The sequence below is a fragment of the Mycobacterium parascrofulaceum ATCC BAA-614 genome, assembly GCF_000164135.1.
Classification (GTDB): domain Bacteria; phylum Actinomycetota; class Actinomycetes; order Mycobacteriales; family Mycobacteriaceae; genus Mycobacterium; species Mycobacterium parascrofulaceum.
In genome coordinates this window covers 789,186-812,833 of record NZ_GG770555.1, presented here as the reverse complement: position 1 = coordinate 812,833, position 23,648 = coordinate 789,186, and the positions used below count along the sequence as shown (strand labels likewise).

The following is a 23,648-nucleotide window of genomic DNA, read 5'->3' as shown; positions in this document are numbered from 1 at the left end:
CGCCGGGGTCCGCCGAGTTGATCGCGGAATTGGAGGAAGCCGGGGCCCGGGTGCGCGCGGTCGCGTGCGACGCGGCCGACCGGGAGGCCCTGGCCTCGGTGATCGCCGCGATCCCGGCCGAGCACCCGCTGACCGGGGTGATCCACGCCGCCGGCGTGCTCGACGACGCGGTAGTCACGTCGCTGACGCCGGAGCGGGTCGATGCGGTGTTGCGCGCCAAGGTCGATGCCGCCTGGAACCTGCACGAGCTCACCCGCGACCTCGACCTGTCGCTGTTCGTGATGTTCTCGTCGATGGCCGGGCTGGTGGGGTCGTCGGGCCAGGCCAACTACGCGGCGGCCAACAGCTTCCTGGACGGGCTGGCCGCGCATCGGCGGGCCCACGGCCTGCCGGGCATCTCGCTGGCGTGGGGCTTGTGGGATCAGGCCAGCGCCATGACCGGTGGCCTGGACGCCGCCGACCTGGCCCGGCTCGGCCGCGACGGCATCTTGGCGCTGTCGTCGGACGAGGCGATGGAACTGTTCGACACCGCGCTGGCCGTCGACGAGCCGCTCATGGCGCCCGCCCGCATCGACCTGAACGCGCTGCGCGCCCACGCCGCCGCGGTGCCACCCATGTTCGCCGACCTGGTGAACGCGCCCGCGCGGCGCCAGGTCGACGACTCGCTCGCGGCCGCGAAGTCGAAATCGGCTCTGGCGCACCGGTTGCACGGGCTGCCCGAAACCGAACAGCACGCCGTGCTGCTGGATCTGGTGCGCTCGCACATCGCCACCGTTCTGGGCAACACCACGCCGGAGGCGGTCGACCCGGACAAGGCGTTCCAGGACCTGGGCTTCGACTCGCTGACCGCGGTCGAAATGCGCAACCGGCTGAAAACCGCGACCGGGCTGGCGCTTTCACCCACCCTGATCTTCGATTACCCGACCCCCAATGGCCTGGCGGGCTACATCCGCGGCGAACTCGCCGGTGTGCCGCAGGAAGTCGCGCCGGCCCCGGTCGCCCGCGCAGTTGGCGACGACCCGATCGTGATCGTCGGCATGTCGTGCCGCTACCCGGGCGGGGTTGATTCCCCCGACGATCTGTGGCAGATGCTCGTCGAGCGCCGCGACGTGCTCTCGGAGTTCCCCACCGACCGCGGCTGGGACCTGGCCGGCATCTACAACCCGGATCCCGACGTCCCGGGCACCTGCTACACCCGCACCGGTGGCTTCGTGGACGGTGTCGCGGACTTCGATCCCGCCTTCTTCGGCATCGCGCCGAGCGAGGCGCTGTCCATGGACCCGCAGCAGCGGATGTTCCTCGAGCTGTCGTGGGAAGCCTTGGAGCGGGCCGGGATCGAGCCCGGCGCCTTGCGCGGCAGCGCGACCGGCGTCTTCGCCGGCGTGTACACCCAGGGCTACGGCATGGGCGCCGCCCCGGCCGCGGAGGGCTTCCGGCTCACCGGCCAGTCGTCGAGCGTGGCGTCGGGCCGGGTGTCCTATGCGCTCGGCCTGGAGGGGCCCGCGGTGTCGGTGGACACGGCCTGCTCGTCGTCGCTGGTGGCCCTGCACATGGCCGCGCAGTCGCTGCGCTCGGGCGAGTGTGACCTGGCGCTGGCGGGCGGCGTCACCGTCAACGCCACACCCGACATCTTCGTCGAGTTCAGCCGCATGCGCGGGCTGTCCGCGGACGGCCGGTGCAAGGCCTACGCGGGCGCCGCCGACGGCACCGGATTCTCCGAAGGCGGCGGCATGCTGGTGGTGGAGCGCCTTTCGGACGCGCAGCGGCTGGGGCACCCCGTCCTGGCGGTCGTGCGGGGTTCGGCGATAAACCAGGACGGCGCCTCCAACGGGCTGACCGCGCCTAACGGTCCGTCGCAGCAGCGGGTGGTGCGCGCGGCGCTGGCGAATGCCGGATTGGCCGCGGCCGACGTCGACGCGGTCGAAGGCCATGGCACGGGAACGACATTGGGCGACCCCATCGAGGCCCAGGCGTTGTTGGCCACCTACGGGCAGGACCGGACCGAGCCGCTGTTGCTCGGTTCGATCAAGTCGAACATGGGGCACACGCAGGCCGCCGCCGGCGTGGCCGGCGTGATCAAGATGGTTTTGGCGATGCGGCACGCGACGTTGCCGGCGACGCTGCACGTCGACGAGCCCAGCCCGCACGTCGACTGGTCGGTGGGCTCGGTGGCGCTGCTGACCGAGCCGCGGCCCTGGCAGCCCAACCGTCCGCGCCGCGCCGGCGTGTCGTCGTTCGGCATCAGCGGCACCAACGCGCACGTGATCATCGAGTCCGCGCCGGCCCAGCCCGCGCCGGCGCCGGAACGCACGAAATTGCCCGTCATCCCATGGGTGGTGTCGGCAAAGTCGTTGTCGGCCTTGAGTTCCCAGGCCCATCGCCTCGCCGGCCACCTCCGCCGGCGCGATGAGCTCGACGGCGCCGACGTGGCATGGTCGCTGGCGGGCCGATCGCACTTCGACCACCGGGCCGTCGTCGTCGGCGCGGATCGCGACCAGTTGCTCGCCGGCCTCGACGAGTTGGCCACCGGCGGCGCCGGATCGGTCGTCCAGGGCACCGCGGTGTCCGGCGGCAAGACCGTCTTCGTCTTCCCCGGCCAGGGCGCGCAAATCCTCGGCATGGGGATGGGCTTGCACGCCGCCTACCCGGCGTTCGCCGTGGCGTTCGACACCGTGGTCGCCGAACTGGACCGGCACCTGCTGCGGCCCCTGCGTGAAGTGATGTGGGGGCACGACGAAAGCCTGCTGAACACCACCGAATTCGCGCAGCCGGCGTTGTTCGCGGTGGAAGTCGCCTTGTTCCGCTTGCTCGAGTCCTGGGGCATCCACCCCGATCTGGTGCTCGGCCATTCGATCGGCGAGTTGTCGGCCGCGCACGTCGCCGGCGTGTTGTCGCTGGAAAACGCGGCGGTGCTGGTGGCCGCCCGGGGCCGGTTCATGCAGGCCCTGCCCGAGGGCGGGGCGATGTTCGCCGTGCAGGCCACCGAAGAGGAGGTGCGGCCGCTGCTGGAGCGCTCCGAACAGGTTGGCATCGCCGCCGTCAACGGGCCTGCGTCGGTGGTCATCTCGGGCGCCGAGGACGAGGTGTCCGCGATCGCGGACCGGCTGCGCGCCGACGGCCGCCGCGTTCACCGATTGGCGGTGTCCCACGCGTTCCACTCCCCGCTGATGGATCCGATGATCGACGAATTCGGCACGGTGGCGGCGGGACTCGCCCTCGGCAAACCGACGATTCCGATCGTGTCGAACCTGACCGGGCAGCCGGCGGGCGACGACTTCGCGTCGCCGGCCTACTGGAAACGGCACATTCGCGAAGCCGTGCGGTTCGCCGACAGCGTGCGCTTCGCGCACTCGGCCGGCGCCACCCGCTTCCTCGAGGTCGGCCCCAGCGGCGGGCTGACGGCATCGATCGAAGAGTCGCTCGCCGACGCCCCGATCGTCACCATGTCGGCGCTGCGCAAGGACCGCCCGGAACCGGTGATCCTCGTCAACGCGGTCGCGCAGGGATTCGTCGCCGGGATGGACGTCGACTGGCGCCGCGCCATCGGGCAAGCCAATTTCGTGGAGCTACCCACCTACGCGTTCGAGCGGCGGAGGTTCTGGCTCGCCGGCGACGGTACAACGGTCGACGCCGCGGGCTTGGGTCTCGCGCCCGGCGAGCACGCGCTGCTCGGCGCCGTGGTGGAGCTGCCGGCGTCCGGCGGGGTGGTGCTGACCGGCCGGTTGTCGCCCGGCACCCAGGGCTGGCTGGCCGACCACGCCGTCGGCGGCGTGGTGCTGTTCCCCGGCGCGGGGTTCGTCGAATTGGCGATCCGCGCGGGCGACGAAGTGGGCTGCGGCGTCGTCGACGAACTGAATCTGGCGGCGCCGCTGGTGTTGCCGGCCACCGGATCGGTCGCCGTGCAGGTCGTCGTGGGCGGCGCGGACGAAGCCGGGGCCCGCGCGGTGTCGGTGTTTTCGCGCACGGACGCGGGTTCGGGTTGGTCGCTGCACGCCGAGGGGGTGCTGCGCGCGGGCGCGGTGCAGCCGGGCGCGGACCTGTCGGCGTGGCCGCCGATCGGTGCGACCCCCGTCGACGTCGGCGACGGCTACGAACGCCTGGCCGACCGCGGCTACGGCTACGGGCCGGCGTTCCGCGGCCTGACCTCGATGTGGCGCCGCGGCGACGAAGTGTTCGCGGAGGTCGCCCTGCCCGCGGACGCCGGGGTCTCGGGGGTTGGGTTCGGCGTCCACCCGGTCATGCTTGACGCGGCGCTGCACGCGGTGATCCTGACGTCCGACGGCGACGAACTCCCCGAAGGTTCGATGCTGGTGCCGTTCTCCTGGCAGCGGATCTCGCTGCACGCGGCCGGTGCGACGGCGGTGCGCGCGCGGATCGTGCCGGTGAGCGATTCGGCGGTGTCGATCGAACTGGCGGACGGATTGGGGCTGCCGGTGCTGTCGGTGGGGTCGATGGTGGCCCGGCCGGTGACCGACCAGCAGCTGCTGGCGGCGGTGTCGCATTCAGGACCCGACCGGCTCTTCGAGGTCATCTGGTCGGCCCAGCGATCGACGTCGGTGCAGCCCGTCACCGTTTCCCACTGGGGTGCAACGGCATTGGACGATGCCGAGGCGCAACCCGCGGCGGTGGTGTTCGAGTCCGCGCCGGTGGCCGACGACGTCGTGGCCGACGTGTACGCGGCCACCCGCGCGGTGTTACCCGTGCTGCAGTCCTGGCTCGCCCGCGAGGGGTCCGGCACGCTGGTCGTGGCCACCCGCGGCGCGATGGCGTTGCCGGGGGAGGACGTCACCGACCTCGCGGGCGCGGCCGTGTGGGGGCTGGTGCGTTCGGCGCAGACCGAACACCCCGGACGAATCGTGCTCGTCGACACCGACGGCCGGCTGGACGACGAGTCCGTCGCCGCCGCCCTGGCCGTCGGTGAGCCGCAGGTCTTGGTGCGCGGCTCGACGGTGTACACCGCACGGGTGCATGGCACTCGTGCCGTCGCCGGCCTGCTGGTGCCGCCGGGCGACGGGCCGTGGCGACTGGGCATGAGTAGTTCCGGCACGTTCGAGAACCTGCGGATGGAGCGCATCCCGGACGCCGACGCGCCGTTGGGCCCCGGGCAGGTGCGGGTCGCGGTGTCGGCGCTGGCCGCCAACTTCCGCGACGTGATGATTGCGCTCGGGCTGTACCCGGACCCCGACGCCGTCATGGGCATCGAGGCGTCTGGTGTCGTGATCGAAACCGCCGCCGGCGGCGGACGTTTCGCGGTCGGCGACCGCGTCATGGGCCTGTTCCCCGACGGCACGGGCACGATAGCGCGGACCGATGAGCGCCTGCTCGCCAAGATGCCGGCCGGCTGGTCGCCCACCGCGGCGGCCACCACCACGGTGGTGTTCGCCACGGCCTACTACGCGCTGGTGGACCTGGCCGCCGCCAAGCGGGGCCAGCGGGTGCTGGTGCACGCCGCCGCCGGCGGCGTCGGCATGGCCGCGGTGCAGCTGGCCCGGCACCTCGGCCTGGAGGTTTTCGCCACCGCCAGCCGCGGCAAGTGGGACACGTTGCGGGCCATGGGCTTTGACGACGATCACATCTCGGACTCGCGCAGCCTCGACTTCGAGGAAAAGTTCCGGTCGGCGACCGGTGGTCGCGGCGTGGACCTGGTGCTGGACTCGTTGTCCGGCGACTTCGTGGACGCCTCCCTGCGACTCGTCGCGCCCGGCGGCGCGTTCCTGGAAATGGGCAAGACCGACATGCGTGAGCCCGACGCGGTGGCGCGGGAGCACCCGGGTGTGCGCTACCGCGCCTTCGATCTGTTCGAGGCCGGGCCGGACCGCATCGCGCGGATCCTCGACGAGCTGGCCGCCATGTTCGCCGACGACGTGCTACGGCCCTTGCCGGTGACCAGGTTTGACGTGCGTCGCGCGCCCGCGGCGTTGCGGTATCTGAGCCAGGCCCGCCACGTCGGCAAGGTCGTCATGACCATGCCCGACGCCTGGGCGGCGGGCACCGTGTTGATCACCGGGGCCACGGGCATGGCCGGTTCGGCATTGGCCCGCCACGTGGTGAACCGCCACGACGCGCGGAACCTGGTGCTGGTGAGCCGGCGCGGGCTGGACGCGCCGGGGGCCGCCGAGTTGGTGACGGAGCTCAGCGCCGCGGGCGCACAGGTGCAGGTGGTGGCCTGCGATGCGGCCGACCGCGAGGCGCTGGCCAAGGTGATCGCCGACATCCCGGTGCACCGGCCGCTGTCGGGGGTGATCCACGCGGCCGGCGTGCTCGACGACGCGGTGATCTCGTCGCTGACTCCGGAGCGGGTGGCGTCGGTGCTGCGGGCCAAGGTCGACGCGGCGTGGAACCTGCACGAGCTGACCCGGGACCTGGATGTGTCCGCGTTCGTGATGTTTTCGTCGATGGCGGGGTTGGCGGGAGCGTCCGGCCAGGCCAACTACGCGGCCGCCAACTCGTTCCTGGACGGCCTGGCCGTGCACCGGCGCATGCGGGGCCTGCCGGCGATGTCGCTGGCCTGGGGTCTGTGGGATCAGGCCAGCGCCATGACCGGTGCGCTCGGCGCCGCCGACCGTGCCCGGTTCGGCCGCGACGGAATCGTCGCGATGTCCTCGGACGAGGCGCTGGAACTGATGGACACCGCGCTCATCGTCGACGAGCCGTTCCTGTTGCCCGCCCACATCGACCTTGCCGCCCTGCGGGTCAAGTTCGACGGTGGGACGTTGCCGCCGATGTTCGTCGACCTGATCAACGCGCCCACCCGGCGCCAGGTCGACGACTCGCTGGCCGCGGCGAAGTCGAAATCGGCTCTGCTGCAACGCCTCGAAGGGCTGCCGGAGGACGAGCAACAGGCGGTTCTGCTGGATTTGGTGCGCGCCAACATCGCCACCGTGCTCGGCAATTCCAGCCCCGAGTCCATCGATCCCGACCGGGCCTTCCAGGAACTGGGCTTCGACTCGCTGACCGCGGTCGAGATGCGCAACCGGCTGAAATCCGCCACCGGGCTGGCGCTGTCGCCCACGCTGATCTTCGACTACCCGAACTCCGCGGCGCTGGCCGGGTACATGCACCGCGAGCTCGTAGGCGCGGCCGAGCAACAGAGCCCGGCCGCCGCGCCCGGGGAAGCCGAAATCCAGCGCGCCGTGGGCTCGATTCCGGTCAAACGGTTGCGGCAGGCCGGGGTGCTGGAACTGTTGCTGGCGTTGGCGAACGAGGCCGACGGCAGTCGCGCGGACGGACAATCGCCGGCCGCCGCCGCGACCTCGGAGAAGGACATCGCGGACATGGACCTCGAAGACCTTCTCAACGCGGCGCTGATGGACGACGACGAATAGCCATGACCTTGCGCGAGGGCAGTCAGTGAGAATCGCCGTCACCGGTGCCGGCGGTGTGCTCGGCCGCGGGCTCACCGCCCGCCTGCTCAGCCAGGGCCACGACGTCATCGGAATCTCCCGGCAACGGCCCGAAAGCTGGCCGAGCGCGGCCGAATTCGTCGCGGCCGACATCCGGGACACCGACGCCGTCACCCGCGCCTTGACCGGCGCCGACGTCGTCGCGCACCTGGCGTGGGCGAACAGCCCCGGACCCGACGCCCGGGTCAGCCGGCAGGTCAACATCGACGGCACCCGCAACGTGCTGGCGGCGATGGCACGGACCGGGGCCAGCAGGATCGTCTTCGCCTCGTCGGCGCACGTCTACGGCAGCGGGGACGCGCCGAAGACCGAGCACGACGCCAGAACGCCGGTCGGCGCCGACGGTCAGCACAAGGCCCAGGTCGAGCGGATGCTCGAGGATTCGGACCTGGAATGGGTCGCCATCCGCTCGGCGCTGATCATCGGCCGAAGCGTCGATAATTGGGTGCGCCGGCTGCTGGCGCTGCCGGCATTCCCGGACGGGTCCGCCGACCGTCTCATGCAGGTCGTCCACCCCGACGACGCCCTTCGGCTCTTCAACCGGGCGATCGTCGACCCCGAAATCGGCAGCGGCCCGGTCAATCTCGCCGCCCCGGGCGAGCTGACCTTCCGTCGGATCGCCGCCGCGCTCGGACGCCCCGTCATTCGACTGGGCTTCGAACTGGCCGAGCTGCGACTGGTGCACGGCGCCGCGTTCATGGATACCGCGCGGTTGCGGGAGCAGTGGCGATTCCGGCCGGCGTGGAACTCCAGTGAATGTGTCGAGGATTTCGCGCTCGCGGTGCGCGGGCGGGTCACCGTGGGCGGGCGGGTGGTGTCGCTGCCGTGGCGGATGGCCACCATCGGCGACCTTCCGTCCGTCGATGCGCCCACCGAGGACGGGGTGAAGCCCGATTGGGCCGGCCCGCCCGGAGACAACGGGGAATTCGACACCCCGATCGATCCGCGCTTTCCGACTTTTCTGGCCACCAATTTGTCGGAGGCGCTTCCCGGCCCGTTCTCGCCGGCGTCGGCCTCGGCGACCGTGCGCGGGTTGCGCGCGGGCGGCGTGGCCATCGCCGAGCGGCTGCGCCCCGGCGGCATCGTCCAGCGCGAAATCGCCACGCGGACCGTCGCCGTCTTCGCCCACCGCCTCTACGGGGCCATCACGTCGGCGCACTACATGGCCGAAACCGTGCCGTTCGCCAAGCCGGCGACGATCGTCAGCAACAGCGGATTTTTCGGTCCGAGCATGGCGTCGTTGCCGATCTTCGGTGCGGAGCGTCCACGCTCCGAAACCGGCCGGATCCGCAAGCAATTGCGGACCATCCGCAACATCGGGGTATTCGGTGTCAACCTCGTCGGTCTGTCCGCGGGCTCGTCCAAGGACACCCACGAATTCGTCGCCGATGTCGATCGCCTCGAACGCCTCACCGGCGATGTCAGCGGGCTGGACGATCGTCGGCTGCTGAGCCTGATCTCGTTGGCGCGCGACGAGGTGGTGCACGGCTGGGTGCTGGCGTCGGCGTCGTTCATGCTGTGCGCGGCGTTCAACGTCCTGCTGCGCGGTTTGTGTGGACGCGACACCGCCGCGCCGGCGGGACCGGAATTGGTCAGTGCGCGATCGGTCGAGGCAATGCAGCGGTTGGTGGTCGCCGCGCAGCGCGACCCGAAAGTGACAGCGCTGCTGGCGGAACCGGGGGAGCGGCTGGGCAAGCTGGCCGTCGAGGCGCCGGAGTTTCACGCCGCCGTGCTGGCCGAGCTGGCGCTGATCGGGCATCGTGGCCCCGCCGAACTCGAGATGCGGTCGGTCAGCTACGCTGACGATCCCGAGTTGCTCGTCCGGATGGTGACCAGGGCGATGAGCGCCCCCGCGGCGCCTCACCCGCGCCGCCCCCGTATTCCGCTGCACGCCAAGCCCGTTGCGCAGTTGGCGGCGCGCCAGCTGCGCGACCGCGAAGCCCGTCGCGACAAAGTGGTGCGGGCCAACTGGGTGCTGCGCAACCTGATGCGCGAGTACGGGCGCAGGCTGGTCGAGGCCGGAATCTTCGACCCCGCGGACGAGGTGTTCTACCTGCTCGTCGACGAGCTCGACGCGCTGCCCGCCGATGTCGGGGCGCTGGTGGCCCGACGCCGGGCCGAACAACGCCGGCTGGCCGCCGTGGTCCCACCGACGGTGTTCAGCGGAAGCTGGCAACCGACCACGACGACCCCGGCGGCGCTCACCAGCGGGGAAGCCCTGCGCGGTGTCGGCGTGTGCGGGGGGAAGGTGCGCGGCCGGGTGCGCATCGTGCGGCCCGAGACGATCGACGACCTGCAGCCCGGCGAGATCCTCGTCGCGGAGGTCACCGACGTCGGGTACACCGCCGCGTTCTGCTACGCCGCCGCCGTGGTGACCGAACTCGGCGGCCCGATGTCCCACGCCGCGGTGGTGGCCCGCGAATTCGGGTTCCCCTGCGTGGTCGACGTGCAGGGGGCCACCAAGCTGTTGCCGCCCGGGGCGCTCGTCGAGGTCGACGGGGCCTCGGGCGAAATCCGGGTGCTCGAACTGTCCTCCGGGGGCGACCCGCCGCTGCCGGCAAGCGACCGCGGGCCCGACGTCCCGCATTAGCCCGTGCGGGCCGGCCGCAACCGCCGGAAACCCTTCTGGAGCGTGTCAGCACCCAGGACCGCCGGTATGGCGAGGAGGGCGGCCAGGAAGCCGATCCACGACGGCCCGGTCTGGCCGAGCAGGCGGGCCAGGGGCGGCAGGTAAAGGAACGCCACCAGCATGGCGATCTCGACCGCGACGGCCACCAACAGCAGCCGGTTCGCGCGCCGGCGGACCGCCCACACCGGGCGGATGGTGCTGCGACACGCGAACGCGTTGGCCGCCTGCCCGAATACCACAGCGGTGAACGCCGCGCCCGAGGCGGCCAGCAGCGCCGAACCGTGCGGGAAGGGCGCGCCCGGACGCCAGCCGAGCGCGAGCATCGCGACGACGAAGGCGACGAGTTCCGCGGCGGCCTCGACGGGGCCCAGCACCCCGAATGCGCGCGCGAACAAGGTACGGTCGAGCAGGTGCCGGCGCGTCGGGCGCCGGTCCAGCACGTGCGCGCCGGCCGGCTCGGCGCCCAGGGCCAACGCCGGCAGGACGTCGGTGCCGATGTCGAGAGCCAGCACTTGCAGCACCCCGATCGCGAGGGGGAATGTCCCGGCGCTGAGGGCCCAGACGACGAACGGGGCGAGCTCGGCCACGTTGTCGGTGAGGTGGTAGGTGAGGAATCGGCGCAGGTTGGCAAACGTGGCGCGGCCCTGTTCGACCGCGGCGACGATGGTGCCGAAGTCGTCGTCGAGCAGCACCAAGTCGGCGGCCTCGCGGGCCACGTCGGTGCCGGAACGGCCCATCGCCACCCCGATCGCGGCCTCGCGCAGCGCCGGGGCGTCGTTGACGCCGTCTCCGGTCATCGCCACGACATGGCCGCGGTGACGCAACGCCTGGGCGATCCGCAGCTTGTCTTCCGGCGTCACCCGCGCGACCACGACCCCGTCGTTGTCGAGCAGCGCGCCCAGCTCCGCATCGTCGCTGGGCAGATCGTGTCCTGTCGCCACAAACTGGTCCGGACCCAGCAGGCCCACTTCGACGGCGATGGCCCGCGCGGTGTCGGGATGATCGCCGGTCACCATGGCCACCCGGATGCCGGCGCGACGGCAGGCGGCCAATGCGGCGGCCGCGCCCTGGCGCGGCGGGTCTTCCAGCGCGATCAGCCCCAGCAAGGTGAGGTCCCGCTCCGCGTCGGCGTCGGATTCGGGGGTTTCGCCGGTGAGCTCGCGCGCCGCGACCGCGAGCACGCGCAGGCCGCGGCGAGCCAGCGCCCGCAGGGTGTCGGTTGACCCGGGCGGAACCGTGCAGCGCGGAAAGACCGCGTCAGGAGCACCTTTGACGAACACCATGTTCCCGGCGACCACGGACATGCGGCGGCGACGGGTGTCGAAGGGAAACCTCGCCACGTCCGGGTTCCGGTGAGCGTCCTCGTCGGCGCTGACGCCGACCCGGCGCGCGAACGCATCCAGCGCCGCCTCCATCGGATCCCCGTGCGCTACCCAGCGACCGTCCTTTTCGGTCACGCGCCCAGACGAGCAGCGCACGGCGACGCGGGCCAGATCCCGGAGAGCGGCCTCGCCGCCCGTGCAGTGCACCGTGGCCGTCGGTTCGTAGCCGTTGCCGTCGATGGTGGCCGTCCCGTCCGGCATCCACACCTCGACCACCGACATCTCGTTGCGAGTCAATGTGCCCGTCTTGTCGGTGCAGATGAACGTCGTTGAGCCCAGCGTCTCCACCGCCTCCAGATTCCGCACCAGCGCGTGCCGGCCGGCCATCCGCTGCGCTCCCATCGCCAGCGACAGCGTGACGGTGGGCAGCAGACCCTCTGGCACCACGGCCACCGTCACTCCGACCGCGAACAGGAACCCGGCGGACGGCGGCGTGCCGAGCAGCAGCGCGACGCCGAAGAAGACCGCTCCCACGGCGACCGCGACGGCAGCGATGAGGCGGGACACCCGGTCGAGTTCTTTGCGCAGCGGGGTCGGCGCGGGCCGCTGCGCCTGGGTCAGCCGGGCGATCCCCGCCAGCCTGGTGTGCCGGCCGGTCGCCTCGACCGTGGCCCGGCCTTCCCCTTCCACCACGAAACAGCCCGCATGCACTTCCTCACCGACCGCGGGGTGCTCGGGCACACTCTCTCCGGTCAGCGCCGAGGTGTCCACCGCCAGCGCGTGCGTGACGTCCAGCCGCAGATCCGCCGAGATGCGATCGCCCTCGGCGAGCAGCACCACATCACCGATCACCAACTCCTCGGCCGGAATCTGCCGGCCCACCCCGTCGCGGACGACGGTGGCGCGCCGGGGCAGCAGCTCGCCCAACCGTTCCGACGCGTGCTCGGCGCGTTGTTCTTGAGCGAACGCGAACAGCCCGTTGAGCACTATCACGACGAACACCGCCACACCCAGTTGCGGCATCCCCGCGATAAATGCCAGGCCGCCGGCCACCCAGAACAGCAGCGCGAAAAAGTGCACCATCTCCGCGAGCAGCCGTCGCCAAGCCGGCATCCTGCGCGGTGCGGGCAGGCGGTTCGGGCCCTCCGCGTGCAATCGCGCGGTGGCCTGCTCCGAGGTCAGGCCCAACCGCGCCGGCGCGGATCCCGTCACGCTCACTGCACCGACCGCCCTACCGGCCCGGCCGCATGGCGGCCATCACACACCGCGCCGCCGCTCGCCGGTGCGGCCGTTCAGCGGTCTCCGGCGCACCCACCCCACCGCGATGCTCACCGCGATCACGCACAAGACCGACGCCACCACCACGCCCGCCACCCCAAGACCGATCATCTCGACCGTTCCCATGACCCCTCCTGTCGCTCACCAAGCCAGCGAAAACGACTACGGCGCCGGGGGATAGAGTCCAACGTCACACCCGCTGTCGCCCGCCCCGGACTCCCGTCCGCGGCGCGCGCCGTCCACCGACCGGATCGATCGTCAGGGGTGCGGCGCCGCGTGCTGTGGGGCCGCCTGGCGAGCCAGCCGTTCGTTGTGGATCCTGACCAGTTCGCGGAAGCCGAGCCGGTGATACTTCGGTATCGGCTGGATGCCCCACACGTCTTGCGCGGTGGCCTTTCCCTCGGCGCCCTCCGGCGCCCCGAACGGCGGGTACGGGTACTTGCACTCCAACGTGTCGTTCGAATAGCGAATCTTCAACAGCTCGCTGCAGATTTCGGTGAGGCTCAGGGTGGGGTAGCCGTAATACACGGCCATGAACGGCAACGTGAAGGCGCCTTCGATGACCAGCGCCACCAGGCACACCAACACGGCGCGTTTGATCCATTTGTGCATTCGCGCGTAGTACGGCGTGGTCCCGGGCTCGAGATCCGCGGCCGGGCCGTGTTCTTCGGTGGGTGACGGGGCGGTCATGGCGCTGCTCCTTTAAGACCTAGTCGGTGAAGATTTCGCGGTTGACGGTGTGCAGGTAGGGGATGGCGAGGAAGGGGGTGATGTAGAAGATGTCGTAGAGCCACCAGCCGACGACCGGGAAAACGACGCCGGCATAACGCACGTCGGCGAACATGGTCATGTTGAAGACGTAGGCGGTCCAGATCACGACGCCCATCCAGCAAGTGACGACCATCCACTGGTGGCCCCACCGCTTCATCTGCAGGAACCCGATCGCCGCGGCCACCCGCATGGAGAACACCGTGAGGATCAGCCCCGCCACGTAAGCCTTTTCGCCCGGCCCCGCCGCGCCGCCGACCCACAGCTCGTTGTAGTGCCAGAAGTAGCCGGCATCAAACATGTTGCCCCAGCCGACCATCAGCACCCGGTTGATCAAGGTGTGGTTGGCAACCAGGTCCAGGGCCCAGCCGAGGCTGTTGAGCATTCCGTCGATCAGCACCAGATAACCGATCAGCGTCACGATCATGGGCCGGACCGACAGGCCGGCGCGCAGCGCCTGGCGCTGCAGCCAAACTCCGCGCATGAAGATGGGAAATCCGATCAGGCCCGGAGCCCACATGCCCATCAAGGCGGCGCCGACGATCATCCACTTGTCGGCGCGGCGCTGCGCGTGGCGGGACGCGTCGTGGTGATCGTCCAGGCTGACCGAGCTTGTATCCTGCGCCACAACAGGTTTCACAAGTCCCACCAGCCACGGGCGAAGGACATGTAGAGCTGGATGCCGAACATCACCAGCAAGTAGCCGTAGATGAACAGCTGGAAGACGATGAGCGCCCTCTTGCGCTTCCTCTCCTGTTGTTCCATGCCGTCGGCTCCTTTCCTAGGGGCGTGCACTCGGGGCGTCGGTGGTGGCCAGGCTGGCCGCCGCGACTTCGCGCAGACCGTCGGTGACCGCGCCGTCGAGGCTCAACGGCGCGAGGATGCAAGCCTCGGCTGCATCCAATTCGCTTGCGCCGGAAGCGATCAGGTGTGCAGCGGTGACCAATACCCGGGTCGACGGCGGCTCGAAGTGAAAGGCTTCGTCGGCGGTGCGGATCGCCACCGCGCAGTCGACCAAGCGACGCGCCGTGGCGAGGGGAATCCCGGCTTCGGCGACGATCACCTCGGCCTCGCGCTCGGCCGGGAGGTAACGCATCGCGAGGGTGACGAACCGCTGCCGGAAGGACGGTTTCAGCTCCTTCAGCGAGCTGCGATATGCCGGGTTGTACGAACACACCAGCATGAAGGAATCCGGCGCCGTCACCACTTCACCCGCTCGATCCAGGTACAGCGATCGCCGGTGATCGGTGAGCGAATGCAGGATGGCCAGCGAATCGTGGCGAGCCTCGACGACTTCGTCGAGGTAGCAGATCGCGCCGGCTTTGACGGCCCGGGTCAGCGGACCGTCGGTCCAGACCACGTCGCCGCCGGTCACCATGAAGCGGCCGACGAGATCGGAGCTGGTGAGGTCGTCGTGGCAACTGATGGTGACGACGGGCCGTTGCAACAGCAGGCCCATGTGCTCGACGAAACGCGTCTTGCCGCAACCGGTCGGGCCGGTGAGCATCACCGGCATGCGCCGGCGGAAGGCCTGCTCGAAGAGCTGGACTTCGTTGCCGTTTGCGAAGTAGGTGTCGGTGGCGGCACTCATGCGGCAACCAGCTCGCGATGGACATGAGCCAACACCCGCGGAAGCTCCTCTACGCGTCGGATCCGTTGCGACCGTCGGGGCCCGAACACCTCGGGTAGGGGATCGACACGGGCCGGCCCCACGCCGACGTAATAGATCGACACCCCCGCTTCGTTGGCCTCCTCGACGGCGTGCGCGGCATCCGCCCAGGCGTAGCGGCCCTCATAGCCTTCGTCGGAGAGCAGACCATCGCCGATCACGATCATGAGCCGTCGTTCGGACGCCTGTGCGAGCAGCCGGCCGGTCAAATGGCGCAGCGGCGCACCGAGCCTGGTGTACCCGCGGGTCGACAGGCCGAGCCCGCTGGGCGCCACCAGCCGGCGGTCGTTGAAATCCTTCAGGCAATGGACTTCGACACGATGGCGGGTGTTGCCGGTGAAGGCGAAGACGCCGTGTCGCTCTCGGGCAAGGGTCATGGCGCGCGAAAGCGCGTCGGCGCAGGCCAATTCCAGTTGGAAGATTCGCCCTCCGTGCACCCCCAGCGATGAACTGCCGTCAAGCAGCACCGCGGTCGTGACGTCGCGGCCGATGGGCAGCAACTCGCGAAATATCCTCGGCTCCCTGGCCTCGCCGGTGGTGAGGTCGATGTAGTGGCTGACGTATTGGTCGACGTCGAGGTCCGAGCCGTCCTCGAGGCGGTTCGCCATCCCACGGTGGGTGTGTTCTTCGAACCACTTACGCACGTCAATGGCCACGGGCACCGGAGCCGGTGTGCGCCGGGCGTCCCCGCACTCGATCACCGCGACGTGGTCGCGCATGAATTGCCGGGTCCACATGTTCCATTCCGGATAGGGAATCCCCGGGCGGTGTTCGGGGGTCACGTCGAAATCGTTGTCCTGCGGCCGGCTTGGCGGCGGCAGATTGGGATTACGGACACCGCCGTCGCCGCCAACGGGAACCGAGTACGGCCGTGGCAGCCGCTTTTGCGCTGTGGTCCAGGGCATCCTGCCTAAGCTCCGACGCAACCGGTCGGCCAAGCCCTGCGGCGCCGTGAACGCCAGCGGCAAGGTGCCCAGCAGCGGATGGACCGTCAATGCCCGGCGCGTGGCGGCCAGCGCGATTGCCCGATTGAGCATCTCCACGGCGGTCAGGTCGCCGGCTTCGGTGTGCAGGTCCGGTAGCAGGCGTCGAGCGTCGGGGAGCAGACCCGGCCAACGCGAGGCCAGCCAACCGAGGGCGACCCCGGCTTCGACAACGCTGAGGGCGCGCACCTCTCGAGCGGACAACTCGTTCAGCCGATATTCGGTGATCCGATCCTTGGACGGTGAACATTGCAGGGCCACACCGCATGTCAGGGCCCTGCGGGTCCAATCGCACAGCGGCGGGTAGGGGACGTGAACGAACGTCAACGCCGCGTTCAGGCCGAACCGGCGCCGGTCACCGGTGACCAGCCGGGCGCCCTCACGACGTCGCTCGCTCAGCGCGACCGCTGTGACCGAGCAACTCCGCTCCAGTGCCATCGCGTGGGAGTCTTCAGGCATTGGCCGAATCCAACGAGTCCGGGCGGTCCATTTCGGCGGTCAGAACGTCCCGATGTTGGAGAACAGCCAGTACCAGAACCAGATGATCAGTCCGGTGCCACCCCACGCGGCGACATACCGAAGGATCTCCCAGACATAAGCCACGATTTGACCTCCTTGGTGGCGGGCCCGGGGCCCGGTGACGAATGACTCGCTCGTGGTGTCGAAGCGTTCGCGCAGACATGGTCAATCGGAGAAGAGTTCACGGTTGACGGTGTGCAGGTAGGGGATGGCGAGGAAGGGGGTGATGTAGAAGATGTCGTAGAGCCACCAGCCGACGACCGGCAGCACGACGCCGGCGAAGCGTACGTCGGCGAACATGGTCATGTTGAACACGTAGCCGATCCAGATCACCACGCCCATCCAGCAGGTGACCACCATCCACTGATGGCCCCAGCGTTTCATCTGCAAAAAGCCGATGGCGGCGGCGATGCGCATCGTGAAGACGGTCAGGATGAGGCCCACTTCCCACGCCTTTTCGCCCGGACCGGCCGCCCCGCCGACCCACAGCTCGTTGTAGTGCCAGAAATAACCGGCGTCGAACATGTTGCCCCAGCCGTTCAGCAGCACGCGGGCCAGCAGCGTGTGGTTTGCCACCAGGTCGAGCGCCCAGCCCACGGTGTTGATGGCCGCGTCGATGATGACCAGATAGCCCAGCAGCGTGACCAGCATCGGGCGCACCGAGAGACCGTCTCGCAGGGCCCGGCGCAGCAGTCGGACACCCCAGAGAAACAGCGGCAAGCCGAAGACGCCCAGCGCCGCGGTGCCGATCAGGAGGCTGCCGGAGATAAGCCATTTGTCGGCCCGACGCTGCGCCAGGTGCGACCGTTCCATGTGCTCGTCGATGGTCAGGCCGGTCGAAGGGCGGGTGGAGCGGTCGCCGGTGCCGGCATTGTGCTGGTCCAGCTTCGGCGGATTCACGACAACCCTCCCCGTCATCGACGCTGATTGGATCGGCCCGTGCACTATAACAGGCTGACTGTAGTCAGCATAACTGTCGACCGGCGACGCCCAGCGGGTGCCCATTGCGCCCCGGCCGTCGGCTCAGCGGCGATGTGCAACATGGGAATACCGGTAAGCGTAGAAACCGGGTGACTGCCAGGCGCTGTCTGCCCGCTAATGTGACTGACACAAGTCAGGTCGTAAGTCGTTGACACATCATTCTGCCGAGGCCTACGCTCAGCGAGCGCCCCGCCGTTCAGGCCGGTGTGCCGGCGAGACCGCGCGTTCCGCATAGCGAAAGTCGGTGCGTGCAAAGGAGTAGCGATGACGCTCACCCAAGAAAAGACATCCGGTGCGAAGCCGCCGGCCGAGCGGAAGTACCGCGTCATCCAGTGGGGCGTCGGCAATGTCGGGACGGTGGCGCTGCGCCATTTTGTGCACAACCCGGCCTACGAACTGGTCGGAGTGCTCTGCAATCGCCCCGAGAAGGTCGGTAAAGACGCCGGCGAGCTCTGCGGTAAGCCACCGATCGGGGTGCTGGCCACCGACGACAAGGCGGCCGTCGAGGCCCTTGATGCCGATTGCGTGTTCTATGCGCCCTTGTGGTTCGATCCCGATGAAGTCTGCCGCCTGCTGCGCGGGGGCAAGAACGTGGTCGCTTCGGGCGGCGCGTGGTGGTATCGAACCGAACACAGTCAGGCGGATATCGACAAGATCCATTCCGCCTGCCTGGACGGCGGTACGTCGTTCCATGCCGGCGGTATCAACCCGGGTTTCGCGGGCGACCTGCTAGTCCTGACATTGGCCCGCATCGTCAGCCAGATCGACACGATCCACATCTACGAGGTAGTGAATTTCGGCAGGGACACCCTGAAGTACTTGTTCGAGATGGGAATGGGCAGTGACCCGTCTGGGTTCGAGGACGGCCCGAATCTATTGGGGCAGGCCTGGCCGCTGTTCGCGCAGTCGATGGCGATGATCGTCGAGCACATGGGCAAGACGGTCGAAAGGTACACCACGGAGGTGGAACTGGGGGTCGCCACGCGCGACATTCCCTTCGAAGGATCCGAAACCAGTGACATGCCGGGCTTCACAGGGGTGATCCGGGCGGGGACAGTCGCCCGCCAGCATCATAAATGGACGGCGTGGGTCGAGGGCCGCCCGCTCATCGTCTTCCACGAGATCTACACGATGGACACCTACGATGCCATTGAGCCACCACAGGATTGGCCTCAGCACTATCACTATCGCATCGTGGTCGAGGGCGACTCGTCCACGGAGTTGATCCTCCAGGGGGCGCAGGACCCGGGCGGCGGCTATGCGTTGCCCGGCTACACCTGGACCGCGATGGGCCCCGCAAACGCCATTCCCGCCGTCTGCGACGCCCCGCCGGGTTTCATGACCCACAAGGAACTTGGGCTCATACCGCTGCGCGGCGTGATCCGTCCCTGACGCGCATGCCTCACGGCTGCATGCTGCGCAACGTCCGCGCGACGTAATCCTCCAACAGGGCGCGGCCCGTCGGCCAGTGGTTGGTTGTGATCAACAGCGAGTAGAGGCCGAGCAAGAAGAACACCGCGCTGTTCATCGGGCTGACGCCGGGATCAATCTCGCCGCGGTCTTGAGCCTGCGCGATCTCCTGGGCGACCAGGACGATCAGGGGATGATCCCTGCCGTCTTCGGTGGGCGGACGAGTCTGTGAGAAGTGCAGTGCGAGAAAGTCGTTGAAGAGCAGATCGCCCAGCCGGCGTTCCAATCCGATCACCAGGCGGACCGCCTCGTTCAGCGCGGAACCAAGATCGTGCTCGGACTTCAAGAATTGGGCGAACTGCTTGGCGATGCGGTCCTCTTCGCGGCGCTCCAGTTCCAGCAGCACATGCTCCTTGGTGGGGAAGTGGAAGAAGAAGGTCCCGTGGGCGACACCGGCGGCGGCCACGATGGCGCCGACGTCGGCCTCGGCCATTCCGGCCCGGGCGAACTCCGCGATGGCGGCGCCCATCAATCGCTCCCTGGTCTGCAAGCGCTTTGCTTCTCGCGCCGACAACCGGTCCGTCACAGCCATTTTCTTCCTCATAAGTTGACCTGACTCATCTATGAGCCCCAGGGCTACCTGGACAAGTATGCCGCTTTCCGGCCAGCAAGGCTTGCAATACTTGGGCATTATCGGGTCGCACCTGCGAGGCGCAGCGGCGACACCGTGAGTTCATTGACTTTAGTCAGCAATATTCTTAGATTGAACGCGCACCCGGCACGCGCGGCTGAAGGAGCTTACATGGCATTGGAGCAGTTCCGGCTGGACGGACAGGTCGCGATCGTCACCGGCGCCGGGAAGGGCGTCGGGGCGGGCATCGCCCGGGTGTTGGGGGAGGCCGGGGTCACGGTGGTCGGGACCGCCCGAACCGAAGCGGACATCGTGAGCACGATCGAGGGTATCGAGGCGGCGGGCGGCAAGGGACTGGCGCTCGTCGCCGACGCGATGAGTCGTCCGGACGGAGAACGGGTCGTCGACACCGCCATGGAGCGTTTCGGCCGCATAGACATCCTCGTCAACAACGTCGGCGGGTCGACCTACGCGCGCTTCCTGGATATCACCGACGAGGATTTCCGGCATACGTTCGACTGGTGTGTGACCTCCGCGTTCATCATGAGCCAGCTCGTGGCACCCCAGATGCTCAGCGCCGGAAGAGGTTCCATCATCAACATCTCCTCGGGCTCGGCGCGGTTCGGCATCCGGGCGCTGACCGCGTATTGCGTCGCGAAGGGCGGGCTGGAAGCGCTTACCCGCGCGATGGCGCAGGAACTCGCGCCGAAGATTCGCGTCAACGCCATTGCCCTGGGTTCGTTCGCCACCGACGGCCTGAAGGGCAGCCTGGATCTGATGCCAGGGTCGCTGGAGAAGATGCAAGAGGCCACCCCGCTGCACCGGCTCGGTGACGTCGAAGATCTCGGGCGGCTCGCGGTGTACCTCTGCACGCGCGATTGTTACGCGACCAACGCGGTCTTCCACGTCGACGGCGGCATCGACTCGAACAATTCCCCTTTGCCGATACCCGATTACTGACCTGCGCTCCGCGTGAACGGGTCATGATGGGTCGCAGCACCGCTGGAAGAACGAGGGTAACCGTGCGCAGAGTCATTCAATTCTCCACCGGGAACGTCGGCCGGCACTCGCTGCGGGCGATCATCGGTAGACCCGATCTCGAACTGGTCGGAGTGCACGCCGCGAGCGCGGAGAAGATCGGCCAGGACGCGGCGCGGCTGTGTGGGCTCGACGAACCGACCGGGATCGTCGCCACCGACGACGTCGACGCCCTGGTCGCCCTCGGGGCCGACTGCGTGGTTTACACATCCCAGGGTGAGACACGACCGACGGAAGCCATCGAGCAGATGGCCAAGTTCCTGGCGGCGGGCACCAATGTCGTTGGGACGTCGATGGTCTGGCTGGTCACGCCGCGCCACGCCGACGGTTGGCTGCGCGAGCCGTTGGAGCGTGCCTGCGCGGCCGGCAACACGTCGCTGTACGTCAACGGCATCGACCCCGGCTTCTCCGGCGATACGCTGGTCCACTCGGCGGTCAGCCTGACCACCCGCGTCGGTTCGATCACCGTGCAGGAGATCTTCGACTACGGCAACTATGACGACGCCGAATTCACCGGTGCCGCAATGGGATTTGGTTCAGCCCCGGACGACGACTCGCCGATGATGTTCCTGCCCGGGGTGATCGTGTCGATGTGGGGAGGTCAGGTCCGCAGCCTGGCGGACAATCTCGACATCAAGCTGGACGACGTGCGCCAACGCGTCGAACCGTGGTACACACCGGAACGAATCGAGTGCGCGATGATGACGGTGGATCCCGGACGAATGGCCGCGGTGCGCTTCGCCACCGAGGGTGTGCGCGACGGCAAGCCGGTGATCACCCTCGAGCACGTCACCAGGCTCACCCAGGCCGCGGCACCCGACTGGGAGTTCCCCCCCGACGGGCATACCGGTGTGCACCGCGTCGTCGTGGAGGGCGAGCCCCGGGTGGAGATCAACACCCACGTTTCGCATCCCCTGTTCGATTCCACCGATGCCGGCTGCATCGCCACGGCGGGCCGCGCCGTGAATGCGATCGACTGGGTGTGCAGCGCCCCGGAAGGACTCATCGGCGTGGAGGACATCCCGCTGTCCGCGACGATGCGCGGCCTGATGTGGGATGAGCGGTAGGGCTTACAGCGGCCAGCTGTTCGGACCGACCGCATAACGCAGCGCCACCGGCGGCGGCAACGGCCCGCGTTGGCCGACCGAGATCGCATCGACGACGAGGGCGACGTAACGTCGCCAGCCGTCGCTGTTCGCATCCATGGTCGACAGCACGCTGAAGAGCATCGCGACCAAGCGAGGCAGGTCGTCGGCGACGAGGTCGGCGCGGATGCTGCCGGCTCGCTGGCCCTGACGAGCCAGCTCGCCGAGCGCCGCGTTGAGCGAAACCGAGATGTCGGACGTCAGTGAACCGGCGCGCCGCGCGGCGGTCAGCAGGCTGTGTTCGCGGGCCCCCAGCGAGATCGCCGCCTCGATCAGTTGGGTCAGACCGCGCAGCGGGTCATCGGCACGGCGGGCGCCCTCGATCACCGGCGTCAGATCCTCCGCAATGCTTTGATCCAGGGCGGCGCGCACCAAGTCGGCCTTCGTGGGGAACCTGCGGTAGAGGGTTCGCTCACCGACGCCGGCGCGCCGGGCGACCGCCTCCACGGGCGCATCCGGCCCCAGCTCCCCATAGACCTCCCGTGCCGCGCGCAGAATGCGCTCGACGTTGCGCGCCGCGTCCGCGCGCAGCGGCCGGTCCTCGACGGCGGTCATCTCGACAGCGTAACTGACGGTTGACTGCCAACTAACCGCGCTTTACGCTCTACAACTGGCAGATAGCTGACACTTAATCAGAATCGCGGGACATGTCAATATCTTTCGAGGCCAGCGAATCCTGCTCGGACGCAGAGCTCCCCCTGTTGCCCCTCCCTCGGCCGAGGCATTGCCCGCTGGCGGCCCCGCTCGAATTCGCGGACTGGCGCGACGAACCCGGCCTGCGGCGGGCGATGTTCCAGGGCAAGCCCGTCTGGGTGGTGAGTCGCTACCGGGACATCAGGACGGCGCTGGTCGATCCGCGGTTGTCCGCGAAGACCATTCCGGACTCGATCCTGCCGACGGACGCCGACAACAAGGTCGCGGTGATGTTCGCGCGGACCGACGATCCCGAGCATCACCGGTTGCGGCGCATGATGACGAGCAACTTCACCTTCCGGCGTTGCGAATCGATGCGGCCGCACATTCAGGAGATGGTCGACCACTATCTCGGCCGGATGATCGAGCACGGCCCACCGGCCGATCTGGTGCGCGAATTCGCCTTGCCGGTGCCGTCGATGGTGATCGCGCTGCTGCTGGGGGTGCCGCCCGAAGACCTCGAACTCTTCCAGCGCAACACCACCAAGGGGCTTGACCAGAAATCCACCGACGAAGAAAAGGGCCGGGCGTTCGCGGCCATGTACGCCTACATCGAGGAGTTGGTGGAACGCAAAGCGCGCGAACCCGGCGACGACTTGATCAGCCGCCTGCTCACCGAATACGTGGCGACGGGCCAACTCGACCACACCACCACCGCCATGAACGGCGTGATCATGATGCAGGCGGGTCATGAAACCACCGCCAACATGATCTCGTTGGGAACCGTTGCGCTGCTCGAGCAGCCCGAGGTGTTCGAGCGACTCGGGCGGACCGAGGACCCGGCCGTCATCGCCAACGCCGTCGAAGAGCTCATGCGTTACCTGTCCATCGTGCACAGCCAGGTCGATCGCGTGGCGACGGAAGATCTGACGATCGGTGGTCAGCTGATCCGTGCGGGGGAGTACGTCATGATGAGCCTGCTCGCCGGGAACTGGGACGCCGATTTCGTCGACCATCCCGAATCCTTGGACGTCGACCGAAACACCCGCGGACACTTGGGCTTCGGTTATGGGGTGCATCAATGCATCGGAGCCAACCTGGCCCGCGTCGAGATGCAGGTCGCGTTCGCCACGCTGGCGCGTCGCTTGCCCGGGCTGAAACTCGCGGTGTCGCCCGCGGAGCTGAGGTTCAAAGACGCCAACATCTATGGCATGAAAGAACTTCCGGTCAGTTGGTGAG

16 protein-coding genes are annotated in these 23,648 nt (G+C 68.8%); 6 read left to right on the top strand and 10 right to left on the bottom strand.

The annotated features are described in order from the left end of the window. Both HMPREF0591_RS19255 and HMPREF0591_RS19250 read left to right on the top strand, forming a co-directional pair. Positions 1 to 7,325 (top strand): type I polyketide synthase (locus HMPREF0591_RS19255; RefSeq protein ID WP_007170325.1); only part of this gene is annotated, 7,325 nt, incomplete at its 5' end. A 25-nt stretch (positions 7,326 to 7,350) separates the two neighbouring features. Next, the gene (locus tag HMPREF0591_RS19250) at positions 7,351 to 9,993 is read left to right on the top strand and encodes a sugar epimerase family protein (RefSeq protein WP_007170324.1); all 2,643 of its coding nucleotides are present in this window, start codon (positions 7,351 to 7,353) and stop codon (positions 9,991 to 9,993) included. Here the strand turns inward: HMPREF0591_RS19250 and HMPREF0591_RS19245 are convergent. From HMPREF0591_RS19245 to HMPREF0591_RS19215, 8 genes are all read right to left on the bottom strand, one after another. Continuing rightward, positions 9,990 to 12,572, bottom strand: a complete 2,583-nt coding sequence (locus tag HMPREF0591_RS19245) for a cation-translocating P-type ATPase (protein WP_007170323.1) — start codon at positions 12,570 to 12,572, stop codon at positions 9,990 to 9,992. The two genes, HMPREF0591_RS19250 and HMPREF0591_RS19245, sit on opposite strands and share 4 nt — an antisense overlap. 39 nt (positions 12,573 to 12,611) lie before the next feature. Beyond that, a complete protein-coding gene (locus HMPREF0591_RS32420) occupies positions 12,612 to 12,758 on the bottom strand; it encodes a hypothetical protein (protein ID WP_007170322.1) in 147 nt (48 codons plus the stop codon). Positions 12,759 to 12,890: 132 nt separating this feature from the next. Next, the gene (locus tag HMPREF0591_RS19240; protein WP_007170321.1) at positions 12,891 to 13,322 is read right to left on the bottom strand and encodes a hypothetical protein; all 432 of its coding nucleotides are present in this window, start codon (positions 13,320 to 13,322) and stop codon (positions 12,891 to 12,893) included. 19 nt (positions 13,323 to 13,341) lie between these two features. Continuing rightward, the gene (locus HMPREF0591_RS19235; protein WP_425270223.1) at positions 13,342 to 13,947 is read right to left on the bottom strand and encodes a hypothetical protein; all 606 of its coding nucleotides are present in this window, start codon (positions 13,945 to 13,947) and stop codon (positions 13,342 to 13,344) included. Between the two features lie 89 nt (positions 13,948 to 14,036). Continuing rightward, the gene (locus tag HMPREF0591_RS34435) at positions 14,037 to 14,165 is read right to left on the bottom strand and encodes a hypothetical protein (RefSeq protein WP_007170319.1); all 129 of its coding nucleotides are present in this window, start codon (positions 14,163 to 14,165) and stop codon (positions 14,037 to 14,039) included. Between the two features lie 16 nt (positions 14,166 to 14,181). Beyond that, positions 14,182 to 14,991: a CbbQ/NirQ/NorQ/GpvN family protein gene (locus HMPREF0591_RS19225; RefSeq protein WP_007170318.1), complete on the bottom strand. Its 810-nt coding sequence runs from the start codon at positions 14,989 to 14,991 to the stop codon at positions 14,182 to 14,184. Then, on the bottom strand, positions 14,988 to 16,511 hold the full coding sequence (locus HMPREF0591_RS19220; RefSeq protein WP_007170317.1) for a nitric oxide reductase activation protein NorD: 1,524 nt from the start codon (positions 16,509 to 16,511) through the stop codon (positions 14,988 to 14,990). The genes HMPREF0591_RS19225 and HMPREF0591_RS19220 overlap by 4 nt, the downstream gene beginning before the upstream one ends. Positions 16,512 to 16,736: 225 nt before the next feature. Then, complete coding sequence (locus HMPREF0591_RS19215) at positions 16,737 to 17,384, bottom strand: hypothetical protein (RefSeq protein ID WP_050790088.1); 648 nt, start codon at positions 17,382 to 17,384, stop codon at positions 16,737 to 16,739. Between the two features lie 432 nt (positions 17,385 to 17,816). On the opposite strand from HMPREF0591_RS19215, the gene HMPREF0591_RS19210 reads away from it, so the two are divergent. Continuing rightward, positions 17,817 to 18,944, top strand: coding sequence for an NAD(P)H-dependent amine dehydrogenase family protein (locus HMPREF0591_RS19210; protein ID WP_007170315.1), 1,128 nt, complete (start codon positions 17,817 to 17,819; stop codon positions 18,942 to 18,944). Positions 18,945 to 18,954: 10 nt separating this feature from the next. Here HMPREF0591_RS19210 and HMPREF0591_RS19205 read toward each other — a convergent pair whose 3' ends face one another. After that, positions 18,955 to 19,554, bottom strand: coding sequence for a TetR/AcrR family transcriptional regulator (locus HMPREF0591_RS19205; protein WP_040623132.1), 600 nt, complete (start codon positions 19,552 to 19,554; stop codon positions 18,955 to 18,957). Between the two features lie 210 nt (positions 19,555 to 19,764). Here HMPREF0591_RS19205 and HMPREF0591_RS19200 point away from each other — a divergent pair, with 210 nt between their 5' ends. Both HMPREF0591_RS19200 and HMPREF0591_RS19195 read left to right on the top strand, forming a co-directional pair. Then, on the top strand, positions 19,765 to 20,553 hold the full coding sequence (locus tag HMPREF0591_RS19200; RefSeq protein WP_007170313.1) for an SDR family NAD(P)-dependent oxidoreductase: 789 nt from the start codon (positions 19,765 to 19,767) through the stop codon (positions 20,551 to 20,553). A 62-nt stretch (positions 20,554 to 20,615) separates the two neighbouring features. Next, the gene (locus HMPREF0591_RS19195) at positions 20,616 to 21,698 is read left to right on the top strand and encodes an NAD(P)H-dependent amine dehydrogenase family protein (RefSeq protein WP_040623130.1); all 1,083 of its coding nucleotides are present in this window, start codon (positions 20,616 to 20,618) and stop codon (positions 21,696 to 21,698) included. A 3-nt stretch (positions 21,699 to 21,701) separates the two neighbouring features. On the opposite strand, the gene HMPREF0591_RS19190 is transcribed toward HMPREF0591_RS19195, so the two are convergent. Continuing rightward, the gene (locus tag HMPREF0591_RS19190; protein WP_007170311.1) at positions 21,702 to 22,331 is read right to left on the bottom strand and encodes a TetR/AcrR family transcriptional regulator; all 630 of its coding nucleotides are present in this window, start codon (positions 22,329 to 22,331) and stop codon (positions 21,702 to 21,704) included. Between the two features lie 92 nt (positions 22,332 to 22,423). Between HMPREF0591_RS19190 and HMPREF0591_RS19185 the strand changes: the two genes are divergently transcribed. Continuing rightward, positions 22,424 to 23,647, top strand: a complete 1,224-nt coding sequence (locus HMPREF0591_RS19185) for a cytochrome P450 (protein WP_007170310.1) — start codon at positions 22,424 to 22,426, stop codon at positions 23,645 to 23,647. The last annotated feature ends 1 nt before the right edge of the window (position 23,648 follow it).